General features: G+C 69.5%; 10 protein-coding genes. 5 read left to right on the forward strand and 5 right to left on the reverse strand.

What is annotated here, in order from left to right:
- Window positions 1-13: 13 nt before the first annotated feature.
- Together MSPGM_RS23835 and MSPGM_RS23840 are read right to left on the reverse strand one after the other, a co-directional pair.
- Window positions 14-283: a phosphopantetheine-binding protein gene (locus tag MSPGM_RS23835; protein ID WP_003604907.1), complete on the reverse strand. Its 270-nt coding sequence runs from the start codon at window positions 281-283 to the stop codon at window positions 14-16.
- A gap of 133 nt (window positions 284-416) precedes the next feature.
- Window positions 417-932: a flavin reductase family protein gene (locus MSPGM_RS23840; protein WP_261926032.1), complete on the reverse strand. Its 516-nt coding sequence runs from the start codon at window positions 930-932 to the stop codon at window positions 417-419.
- A 368-nt stretch (window positions 933-1,300) separates the two neighbouring features.
- Here MSPGM_RS23840 and MSPGM_RS23845 point away from each other — a divergent pair, with 368 nt between their 5' ends.
- Together MSPGM_RS23845 and MSPGM_RS23850 are read left to right on the forward strand one after the other, a co-directional pair.
- Entirely contained in the window at window positions 1,301-3,004 is a 1,704-nt protein-coding gene (locus tag MSPGM_RS23845) for a thiamine pyrophosphate-binding protein (protein ID WP_003604911.1), read from the forward strand.
- Window positions 3,005-3,131: 127 nt separating this feature from the next.
- A complete protein-coding gene (locus MSPGM_RS23850) occupies window positions 3,132-3,455 on the forward strand; it encodes a hypothetical protein (RefSeq protein ID WP_003604914.1) in 324 nt (107 codons plus the stop codon).
- A 44-nt stretch (window positions 3,456-3,499) separates the two neighbouring features.
- Here MSPGM_RS23850 and MSPGM_RS23855 read toward each other — a convergent pair whose 3' ends face one another.
- Window positions 3,500-4,381 (reverse strand): branched-chain amino acid aminotransferase, encoded by an 882-nt coding sequence (locus MSPGM_RS23855; protein ID WP_003604915.1) that lies wholly within the window; start codon window positions 4,379-4,381, stop codon window positions 3,500-3,502.
- Between the two features lie 188 nt (window positions 4,382-4,569).
- Entirely contained in the window at window positions 4,570-5,004 is a 435-nt protein-coding gene (locus MSPGM_RS23860; protein ID WP_043707925.1) for a cupin domain-containing protein, read from the reverse strand.
- 493 nt (window positions 5,005-5,497) lie between these two features.
- On the opposite strand from MSPGM_RS23860, the gene MSPGM_RS23865 reads away from it, so the two are divergent.
- Genes MSPGM_RS23865 through MSPGM_RS23875 form a run of 3 tightly spaced genes read left to right on the forward strand, consistent with a single transcriptional unit; the run spans window position 5,498 to window position 9,675 of the window.
- Window positions 5,498-6,790 carry an O-acetylhomoserine aminocarboxypropyltransferase/cysteine synthase family protein gene (locus tag MSPGM_RS23865; RefSeq protein WP_003604919.1) on the forward strand — a complete coding sequence of 431 codons (1,293 nt, stop codon included), beginning with the start codon at window positions 5,498-5,500 and terminating at the stop codon, window positions 6,788-6,790.
- A 33-nt stretch (window positions 6,791-6,823) separates the two neighbouring features.
- Window positions 6,824-7,834: a homoserine O-succinyltransferase gene (locus MSPGM_RS23870; RefSeq protein ID WP_015857586.1), complete on the forward strand. Its 1,011-nt coding sequence runs from the start codon at window positions 6,824-6,826 to the stop codon at window positions 7,832-7,834.
- A gap of 11 nt (window positions 7,835-7,845) precedes the next feature.
- Complete coding sequence (locus tag MSPGM_RS23875) at window positions 7,846-9,675, forward strand: long-chain-acyl-CoA synthetase (protein ID WP_015857587.1); 1,830 nt, start codon at window positions 7,846-7,848, stop codon at window positions 9,673-9,675.
- Window positions 9,676-9,813: 138 nt separating this feature from the next.
- Here the strand turns inward: MSPGM_RS23875 and MSPGM_RS23880 are convergent, their stop codons facing one another.
- Entirely contained in the window at window positions 9,814-11,133 is a 1,320-nt protein-coding gene (locus MSPGM_RS23880) for a lipopolysaccharide biosynthesis protein (protein ID WP_003600876.1), read from the reverse strand.
- Between the last annotated feature and the right edge of the window lie 2 nt (window positions 11,134-11,135).

Raw genomic sequence — 11,135 nt, forward strand, 5'->3', positions numbered from 1 at the left:
CGGACTTGGCCGCTCAGGCGTTCGGGCCGCGCACGCTCTCGACCATCCGGGCGATGGTCTCGATCGAGTAGAAGTTCTTCGGCGTCAGGCTCGCGGGCGGGATCATGATGTCGAACTCCGCCTCGACCGCGACCATCAGGTTGACGAGATCGAGCGACGAGAGCCCGACATCGACCAGGGCGTCCGCTTGATCGAATTTCGGCTTGATCGCGTGGCGCGCGGCGATCGCGTAGGCGAGGCCCATGGTGCGATCCGCGACGCTGGCTGCCACCGCTTGCGACATTGTCCTTTTTCCCTTTGGTCCGTGCCGACTGGATTGGTCTGTGACCGCTTCGATTTCAATACGGCCTGAGTTTTATCAATACTCTTGCTGATTGTGCCGAAAAAGCATTTATCGATGTTAAGTGTTTTGCTGGTTAATCTGTCTTGTTGTCAGCGGCACTGTGGATGCGACCGATGCCGCGTGCCGCCTCATCCGGTGAGATTCCGATGAAGCGCCCGCCGCCATAGGCCAGGGAGGGCCGCTCCATCCGGTTCAGCCGCACCGCGCGCACCGCGCCGAGGAGGATGGCGTGGCTGTGCCGCTCGATGACCTCTTCCAGCGCGCAATCGACGATGGCCTGCGCCTCGGTGAGGCCGGAGGCGCCCGATTCCATGATCGTCCAATCCGCGCCACGATAGCGGGCGGCGCCCCGCAACCCGCCGATGCCGGCAAAGCGCTCGGCGGTGGCCTGCTGCCCGGCCCCGAGGATGCTGACGCAGAAATGCCGCCGCCGGGCGATGACCGGCCAGGTCGAGGAGGCGCGGTTGACGCAGACCAGCATGGTCGGCGGATCGACGGAGAGGCAGACGGCCGAGGTCGCGGTGAGCCCGACCCGGTCCTCGCCGGTTCCGGCGGTGATCACGACGACCCCGCCGACGAGGCGGCGCATCGCCTGCTTGAGGAGCCCCCGTCGATGGCGGGCTCCGGCGCCAGCGCGGCGGCAGCCATCACGCCCCCCATCCGCCGAACGAGCCGGCCGAGGTGCCCGGTGTCGATGATCTCCGGTGCGCGAGCATGGTTCGTAACCCGTTCGTCGATGTGAAATGGGACCTTGTGAAACCTGCCCGTTCCGCACCGGTCGAAACCGGACGTTATCGGTTCATCTCTATGTCGTTGCCTGTCCTTGCGGCTCGTCTGTGCAAGTCCAGGGCCCGGCTGGACGGGCCGGAAACTGTTCAGTTCCGGTACGAACCGCAGGATGTGCCGAGGGATGGTCCCGAACCGGGACGCGTCCTGCCGTCTAGTGAGATCGAAGCGATGTCCCAGAGCCCTGACGCCGCCCTCCCCGCCCGAAGCCGCGGGCGGAACGCCGCCCAGGCGCTCGTGGATCAGCTCGCGGCCAACGGCGTCACCCACGTCTTCGCGGTTCCGGGCGAGAGCTACCTGCCGGTGCTCGATGCGCTCTACGAATCGGGTATCGCGCTCACCGTCTGCCGCCAGGAGGGCGGCGCGGCGATGATGGCGGAGGCCCACGGCAAGGCCACGGGGCAGCCCGGCATCTGCTTCGTCACCCGCGGTCCCGGCGCCACCAATGCCTCGGCCGGCATCCACATCGCCCAGCAGGACTCGACGCCGATGATCCTGTTCGTCGGCCAGATCGAGCGGGGTCTGCGCGACCGCGAGGCGTGGCAGGAGGTCGATTACCGCGCCGCGTTCGGGCCGATCGCGAAATGGGCCACCGAGATCGAGACCGGCGCGCGGATGCCGGAATACGTCTCGCGCGCCTTCCACACCGCCACCGGCGGCCGGCCGGGCCCGGTGGTGGTGGCCCTGCCGAAGGACATGCTGAAGGACGCGGCCGAGGGGCCGCTGGCCCCGCCCTTCCAAGCCGTCGAGGCCGCGCCCGGCGCGGAGGATCTCGCGTCCCTCGCCGCCCTGCTGGCGGAGGCCAAAAGCCCCTTCCTGGTGCTCGGCGGCAGCCGCTGGACCGAGCAGGCCTATGCCGATATCCGCCGCTTTGCCGAAGCCTTCGATCTGCCGGTGGCCACGAGCTACCGCCGCCTGCCGCTGTTCGACCCGCTGCATCCGAACTACGCGGGCGATCTCGGGCTTGCCGCCAACCCGAAGCTGGTGGCGCGGGCCAAGGCCGCCGACCTGATGATCGTGCTCGGCGGCCGCCTCGGCGAGGTCGCGAGCCAGACCTATTCGCTCCTCGACATCCCGGCCCCCCGCACCCGGCTCGTCCACATCCATCCCGGAGCGGAGGAACTCGGCCGGGTCTACGTTCCGCATCTCGGCATCACCGCCGCGCCGGCCCGGATGGCGGCGGCGCTGGCGCGGCTCGATGCGCCGGCCTCCGTCCCGTGGGCGGCCGAGACCCGTGCGGCCCATGACGCATATCTGGCGTGGTCGCAGACCCCGACGCCGCAGCCCGGCCCGGTCAATCTCGGGCAGGTGATGGTGCATTTGCGCGAGGCGCTGCCGGAGGACGCGATCCTGTGCAACGGCGCGGGCAACTACGCCGCCTGGATCCACCGCTTCTACCGCTTCCGCCGCCTTGCCACCCACATGGCGCCGACCTCCGGCTCGATGGGCTACGGCGTGCCGGCGGCTGTGGCGATGAAGCGGATTTTTCCCGACCGCACGGTGGTCGCGATCAACGGCGACGGCGACTTCCTGATGAACGGCCAGGAATTCGCGACCGCGGTGCAGTACGGCCTGAACATCGTCTGCATCGTCGCCGACAATGCGAGCTACGGCACGATCCGTATGCATCAGGAGCGCGATTTCCCGGGCCGTGTCCTCGCCACCGACCTCGTGAACCCGGACTTTGCCGCCTATGCTCGCGCCTTCGGCGGCGTCGGCTTCACCGTGGAGCGGACCGAGGATTTTCCGGCGGCGTTGGAGGAGGCCCTGGCGGCGCAGCGCCCTGCGATCATCCACGTGAAGTTTTCGGTCGATGCGATCACGCCGGGCCTGAGCCTCACGGCGATCCGCGAGAAGGCGCTGGCGGGCGATTGAAACATCGAAGCCACCCCAAGACCGTTCGGGCGAAGCGTGCGAGAGACAAGCATGGCCGTTCGGCCCCGGCCGCGAACCAAAATTCGTTTCGTCGCGTTCCTAGCGGCTGATGAGGAGACCACCCGATATGAAGGCGATTTATGCAGTGGCGGCCGTAGGCCTGGGCTTGATGGGATCCATCGCCTCAGTCTCGGCCCAGCCCTACGGCAGCCGTGACTATGGCTACGAAGAACGCGGCCGTGGCTATGGTGGCCGCGATTACGACGACGAGGACCGCGGCCGTGGCTATGGTGGTCGTGGCTATGGCCGGCGCGATTACGGCTTCGATGAGCGCGAGTATCTGCGCTGCAATCCGGACGTGCTCCGCGCGGTCCGACGGGGCCAGATGGAATCCGGAGCTGCGCACTACCAGACCTTCGGTCGCCGTGAGCGCCGCCGTCTGAGCTGCTGACCGAGATGAGTCTGTGGCGGCTGCAAAGCCTGAGCTTTGTGCCGCTACGACAGCCGCCCGTGCGCGAAATCCCAGTAAAGCTGGCGTGCGCGGCGGAACACCGGCCCTGGCTCGAAGCGTACGTCATCGAGCCCGGTGACCGGGGCGACCTTGGCGAAGTTGCCGGCGGTGAAGACCTCGTCGGCGCTAAGGAAGTCCTCGTAGCTTAGCGTCTTTTCCACCACCGTGACACCGGCCCCGCGCAACAGCGCGAGGACGCGGGCGCGGGTGATGCCGGCGAGGAACGTCCCGTTCGGGACCGGGGTGTAGACCACCCCGTCCCGCGCGAAGAACGCGTTGGCGTTGGCGAACTCGGCGATGTTGCCGAGCCCATCGAGCATCAGGCAATTGCCGAAGCCGCGCGACAAAGCCTCGGTGAGTGCCCGCGCCCCGTTGGGGTAGAGGCAGCCGGCCTTGGCATCGACGGGGGCGACCTCGATCGACGGGCGGCGGAAGGGCGAGAGCGTCGCCTTGAAGCCCGACGGCAGCGGCATCGGTGCCGTGTAGAGCGACAGGCACCAGTTGGTGGAGGCGGGATCGAAGCGCACGCCCCCGGCAAACCCGCTCTCGGCCCAGTACATCGGCCGGATGTAGAGTTCGGCGTCGGGCGCAAAGCGCATTAGCCCCTCGGCGACGAGCCGGGCCCATTCCTCGACCGCGACCTTTGGCGTGAGCCCGAGGGCGGTGGCCGAGCGGTTGACCCGGGCGAGGTGCAGGTCGAGGTCGGGCGTGACGCCCTCGAAGGCGCGGGCGCCATCGAACACCGTCGAGCCGAGCCACGCGCCGTGGGTGCGCGGCCCCATGATCCGGACATTGCCGGGATGCCACGCGCCCTCGAAGAAGGTCCAGGTGTCGGGGGGCGAGGTGTCGTGATCGGGCGTCGTCATCGCGGCCGAGCCTCCGGGATGTGCTGAACCGGCCATCGCTCGAAGAGCGATGGCACCGCCAGCGGGGCGCGAAGAGCGCCCCGTGGAGCGGGTTCGGGAGGACGACCCGTCCTTCCGAAGACAGAGCGGAACGAAAGCCAAGGCCGCGGAGGCGACCGCCGGCGTCTGAGGCTCCAGCCTCGATGCATTCAGGCGGCTTCGAGCGCGCTGCCGGCGCCGGAGCGGCGGCTCAGCATCCGCTTGGCCTTGCTGGCCGCGCGCAGGGCGAGCGCCACGACCTTCGGCTGCGTCTTCCGGCAGAAGGCGACCTTCCGCACGTAGCTCTCGACATGCCAGTGGCAGACCGCGCCGCGGGGAATGAACAACACATCGCCGGCCCGGAAGGTCTTGGGCGGGGAGAGGCCGTCGCTGATCGTGGCCGAGCCCTCGATGAAGTGGATCGTCTCGTCGATGTCGTAGTGCCACTCGAACCGCCCGGCGGTGCAGTCCCAGACCAGGGTCCAGGCCATGCCGTCGGCGCTGCGCGAGAGCATGGTGTTGCGGGCCACGGGCCGTCCCTCGTGGATCCAGCTCGGCTCGATCGGGGCGGCGCGCAGCTCGCCCGAGGTCACGGACGGAATCATCGCTGTGGTCGACACGGCATCCTCGCTGAAGCGCTCTCCGCCGAAACGGGGCGCCGGTTCGGCGCACGAGAACGCGTTGATGACAAAAGGAGCGGACGTTCGGGACCATTCCGGAAGCGCCGAGCTTATCGGAAAACACGGTTCCGATCGCATGACAAGTCGATTGTGCGGTTATGACTAATGCGAGGGCTGGCGAAGACTGTCGAATTGCAGCCGATCTTGCGCCGTATCAAGACTAGGGCCGATATGGCACGCCTGTCCCGTTTCGAGACAGCGGCCGGGCAACGGAGATTGGGCCTAAAAGACGGTGCTGTGCGGCCGGAGCCGACGTCTGCCGGGCGATTTCCCCATCATCGAAGTCATCGATCAAGACTTGTCGAATTTTCGCCTTCACCAAGTCTCGCAAGCTGTCATCCCGTTCCGGTACGGTCAAGTCTGGTCCAAGCCTTGCGCTCAGGGTCTCAACTCCGCGGTTTCGGAACAGCTTCAAGACATGCGCAGCGAAACGATCGCCCTTCATGCCGGCTTCGACCACGATCCGGCCACGCACGCGGTCGCTGTGCCGATCTATCAGAGCGTCGCCTACGCCTTCGACAGCGCCGACCACGGCGCCGCCCTGTTCAACCTGGAGGAAGAGGGTTTTCGCTACAGCCGGATCGCTAACCCGACGGTCGCCGTGCTGGAGCGGCGCGTGGCGGAACTGGAGGGCGGCCATTCGGCGCTCGCCGTCGCCTCGGGGCAGGCAGCGCTCCACTACGCCATCGCCACCCTGGCGGATCACGGCGGCAACATCGTTGCGGTGCCCCAGCTCTACGGCACTACGCATACGCTGCTGGCCCACGTCCTGCCGCGCCAGGGCATCACCTGCCGCTTCGCCGCGAGCGATCGGGCCGAGGATATCGCGGCGCTGATCGATGGCGACACCCGCGCGGTCTACTGCGAATCGATCGGCAATCCGGCCGGCAACATCTGCGATATCGAGGCCCTGGCGGCCGTGGCCCACGCCCACGGCGTGCCGCTCGTGGTCGACAACACCGTGCCGACCCCGATCCTGATGCGGCCGATCGATTACGGGGCCGACATCGTCATCGCCTCGCTCACCAAGTTCATGGGCGGCCACGGCACCACACTCGGCGGCATCATCGTCGATTCCGGGCGCTTCGACTGGACGGCGCAGGCTGAGCGCTTCCCGATGTTCACGCGGCCGGACGTTTCCTATCACGGCCTCGTCTACGCCGACCATTTCGGCCCCGGCGCCTTCGCCGCGCGGGCGCGTAGCGTCTACCAGCGCACCACCGGCGCCGTGTTGCCGGCGATGTCCGCCTTCCTGCTGCTTCAGGGCATCGAGACGGTGGCGCTGCGGGTCGAGCGCCATGTCGCGAACGCGCGCAAGGTCGCCGAGCACCTGCGGGCGCACCCCCAGATCGCCTGGGTGAACTATGCCGGGTTCGAAGACAGCCCGAACCACCCAATGGCGCGCAAGTACCTGAAGGGCGAAGGCTCCTCGCTCCTGACCTTCGGCGTTGCGGGCGGCTTCGAGGGCGGCAAGACGTTCTACGACGCGCTGAAGCTGGTGAAGCGCCTCGTCAATATCGGCGACGCCAAGTCGCTCGCCTGCCATCCGGCCTCGACCACGCACCGGCAGATGACCCCCGACGAGCAGCGGGTCGCGGGCGTGCTGCCGGAGACGATCCGGCTCAGCGTCGGCATCGAGCATATCGACGACATCCTCGAAGACCTCGACCAAGCGCTTGCCGCCGTGGCCCCCGCTGCACTCGCGGCCTGAACCCTTCCCCATCGCGTCCGGAGGAGACCCGCCATGCTGGACTACGGCACCCCGATCCAACCCGTGAGCCTGCCCGCGGCGGAGCTGGATCTCGGCGCAGTCGGCGGCATCGCGTGGCCCGAGCCGGTGCAACGCAGGCTTCGCGTCGGCCTCCTCAACAACATGCCCGACAGCGCCCTGGTGCAGACGGAGCGGCAGTTCCGGCGCCTGATCGGCCCAGGGGTCGAGCTGCGCCTGTTCAGCCTCGATACGGTCCCGCGCGGTCCCCTCGCCCGTGCCCATCTCGATCGCTTCTACGAGGCGCGAGGCGCGTTGGCCCAAGATGCGCTGGCCGGAGCCGGGCTCGATGCCCTTGTCGTCACCGGCGCCGAGCCGAAGGCCAAGCGCCTTTCCGACGAGCCGTTCTTCCCGGCGCTCGCGGCGGTGGTGGATTGGGCGGATGCGAGCGGCGTCCCGACCCTGTTCTCGTGTCTGGCCGCGCATGCGGCCGTGCTGCATCTCGATGGCGTCGAACGCCGGCCGCTGCCGACCAAGCATTCCGGCATCTATGCCTGCACGGCGGTCGCGCACCATCCATTGCTCGCGGGGATGCCGGCGAGCGTGCCGGTGCCGCATTCGCGCTGGAACGACCTCTCCGAACAGGCGCTGACCGCCCGCGGCTACCGCGTTCTGCGGCGCTCCGAACAGGTCGGGGTCGATCTGTTCATCCGTGAGCGCGGTGCCTCGATGGTCTTCCTCCAGGGCCATCCGGAATATGACGGCGATACGCTCGCCCGCGAGTACCGCCGGGACATCGGCCGCTTTCTCGATGGCGAGCGGGACACCCCGCCCGCGCTGCCCGAGAACTACTACGTCGACGAGGCGGTCCTGCGTCTCGACGCCTTCGCCGCAGTGGCACGGGCCTATCGCTCGCCCGCCCTGCACGCCGACTTTCCGACGATGGCCGAGACCCTGCCCCGTCCGGCCGCTTGGTCGGAGGCCGCCACCGGGCTGTTCCGCAACTGGCTCGCGCTGGTCTCGGACCGCGTCGCGCTCGCCGCGTGAGAGCGCCCGCGATGGACCAGACTTTCGCCGCAGCCTCCCCCGATCCGCTCGAGGGACGCCCGGAGCCGGACAGCGCGGCCCCGCCGCCCCGGCCGTCCTCCACGGCCGGCTGGCTCGGGGCCCTGGCCCGCACGGCGCGGATCGACGCGAGCCCGGAGCGCATCTTCCCCCTCGTGCTGGACGCCGTCGCCGCCGAGCGCCCCCATGCGCCGGCCCTGATCGGCCGGGACGAGACCCTGAACCATCGGGAACTCGCCGCCCGCCGCAACCGCTACGCCCGCTGGGCGCTGGCGCGCGGGCTCGCCAAGGGCGACACCGTCGCCCTGTTGATGCGGAACTGCCCGGACTATCTCGCGATCTGGCTCGGGCTCACCCGCGTCGGCGTCTGCGTGGCGCTGCTCAACACCCACCTGCGCGGCGCCGGCCTCGCCCATTGCCTTGTGGTCGCTGCCCCCCGCCTCGTCATCGCCGCCAGCGACCTCGCCGACGTGCTGGAGGGGGTCCTGCCCCATCTCGCCGAGCCGCCGGAGATCGTGTGGCAGGGGCCGGACGCGCGTGATTCGCTCGCCGCGGCCTCGGCGGGGTTTCGCGAGGCTCCGCTCGGGTCCGACGAGGCGCCCTCCGTCACGCTGCGCGATCCCGCGCTGCTGATCTACACCTCCGGCACCACCGGCCTGCCCAAGGCCGCGCGGGTGAGCCACCACCGGGTGATGATGTGGACCCATTGGTTCGCCGGCCTGATCGACCCGACGCCCGACGACCGCATGTACGATTGCCTGCCGCTCTATCACAGCGTCGGCGGCGTGGTGGCGCCGGGCTCGGTGCTGCTCGGCGGCGGCTCGGTGGTGATCCGCGAGAAATTCTCCGCCAGCCGGTTCTGGGCCGACGTGGCCGAGAGCGGGGCGACCCTGTTCCAGTATATCGGTGAGCTGTGCCGCTATCTCACGCTCGCCGCCCCCGACCCCGCCGAGAGGCAACACCGCCTGCGGCTCTGCACCGGCAACGGCATGCGCGCGGAGGTCTGGGAGGCGTTCCAGGCGCGCTTCGCGATCCCCCGCATCCTCGAATTCTACGCCGCGACCGAGGGCACGCTCTCGCTCTACAACGTCGAGGGCCGGGTCGGCGCGGTGGGGCGCGTGCCCTCCTTCATGGCCCGGCGCTCGCCGGCCCTGATCGTCCGCCACGACGTCACCACGGGCCTGCCTGCCCGCGATGCGCAGGGGCGCTGCATCCCGGCCGAATTCGGCGAGGCCGGCGAATTGCTCGGCCGGCTCTCGGAGCGGGCGGAATACACGTTCGAGGGCTATACCAGCGCCGCCGAGAGTGCGCGCAAGGTGCTGCGCGACGTGATTGAACCCAATGATGCCTGGATGCGCACCGGCGACCTGATGCGCCGGGACGCGCAGGGCTTCTTCACCTTCGTCGATCGCATCGGCGACACCTTCCGCTGGAAGGGCGAGAACGTCGCCACCACCGAGGTCGCCGAGGCGCTCCACCGCGTCGCGGGCGTGCGCGAGGCCAACGTCTACGGCGTGTCCGTGCCGGGGGCGGAGGGCCGGGCCGGCATGGCGGCGCTCGCGGTCGGGCCGGATTTCGACCTCGCGCATCTGCACGCCGAGATGGAGACCCGGCTTCCGGCCTATGCCCGGCCGCTGTTCCTGCGCCTGAGCGACGAACTCGGCCACACCGAGACCTTCAAGCAGAAGAAGGTCACCCTGGCCGAGGACGGCTTCGATCCCGCCCGGACCGACGACCCGCTCTACATCGACCGCGACGGCGCCTACCGCCGGATCGATGGGGCCCTCTACGCGCAGATCGCCGGGGGTGAGCTCCGGCTTTGAGGCGGTGCTGCGTCGCCTGAATCCGGGTTTCGAAAGGACAAGTCCTTTCGCGGGTCCAGGGCAGAGCCCTGGTGAAGGGAAGCCGGGGCGCTGCCCCGGCGCCCCGCCAAAGGGATGATCCCTTTGGGATCGCACATTTCAGGCCGGCTGAAGGCTGCCGAGTGTGCCTGACGGGGCCCGCAGAACGCGCCGTAGCAAGCCGGCGAGGACGAGGCAGACCAGCACTTCGCTCGTGATCGCCACGCCGAGCAGGCCCTCGATGCCGAACCCGCGCACCGCCGGGTAGACGAGGGCGAGATTCAGAGCCGCCGCCGCGGCCGTCGCGGCGAAGACCGCACCGGTCCGCTCCAGCGCGCGAAACGCGCAGATCTGCGCGAAGGACACGAGCGAGACCGGAAACAGCAGCGAGTACCACGCCACCACCCAGGCATAGGCCGCCATGTCCGGCCCGAACGCCGCCGCGAGCAGGCTCTTGCCGGTGAGCGCCAGCAGCGCCGTGAAGCTCAGGCCCCCGGCAAAGCCGATGGCGGCGGTGATGCCGATGACCGGCCGCAGACCGTGGAGGCCGCCCTGCGCCAGGGCCCGGCCGGCGATCGGCGGGACGATGTTCTCGAGGGCGTCGCGGATCAGGTTGAGGACCCCGAGAATGCTCTGCGCCGCGCGCAGCACGCCGATCAGCGTCACGCCGAGCAGGGCTCCGGCGACGAGCAGGCCGCCATAGCCGCTCAGCCACTGCATCAGCCCCGTGAGCACCAGCCAGCGGCCGGAATGCCATTGCCGCCGGCTCGCTGCGCCGAACTCGCCCGCCCGCCACGCCAGCGCACCCCGGAACGGGATCGCGCAGAGGCAGGACAGGGCGGCCGAGGCCGCGACGACCTCCAGGGCGCGGGTCGGCGTGAGCATCCCTGCCCGGCTGAGCAGGATCAGACCCGCGAGCTTGATCCCCTGGTTGAGCGCATCGATCCCCAGAACGACCGGCGGCCGCCCGCGGGCGAACAGGTAGCGGCGGCAAAAGTCCTGGGCGAGGTGGGCGGCGCAGGCCACGCCTGCCGCGAGGCCCAGCGCCCGGTCGCCGAAAGCCAAGGCGAGCCCGATCGCGACAGCCCCGCCGGCGAGCGCCAGGAAGGCGGCTTCGTGGACGAGGACGATGGCGTAATAGGCCGGCCGCGCCTCGTCGCCCAGACCCGGCCCGATGCTGATCATCGGGCAGACGACGAGGCCGAGCTGCAGGCTGACGGTAAGCAGTACCGCGATCCAGGCCGTCGAGAACAGGCCGAAAGCCTCGAGGCCGAGCGCGTGCGCCAGCACGATGGTGGTGGCGAAGTTGCACGCGCTTACCAGCGCCTGATCGGCCACCGACAGCGCCGGACCGGCCGCCCCCCGCGCAAGAACCTTTCGCCCGAGAACAGCGCGGCGGGCGCCGGCCAGGGCACGGAGGTCGCGCGGGAGGGCGGGCATGC

Origin of the sequence: Methylorubrum sp. GM97 (assembly GCF_024347855.1) — a bacterium.
Classification (GTDB): Bacteria; Pseudomonadota; Alphaproteobacteria; order Rhizobiales; family Beijerinckiaceae; genus Methylobacterium; species Methylobacterium extorquens.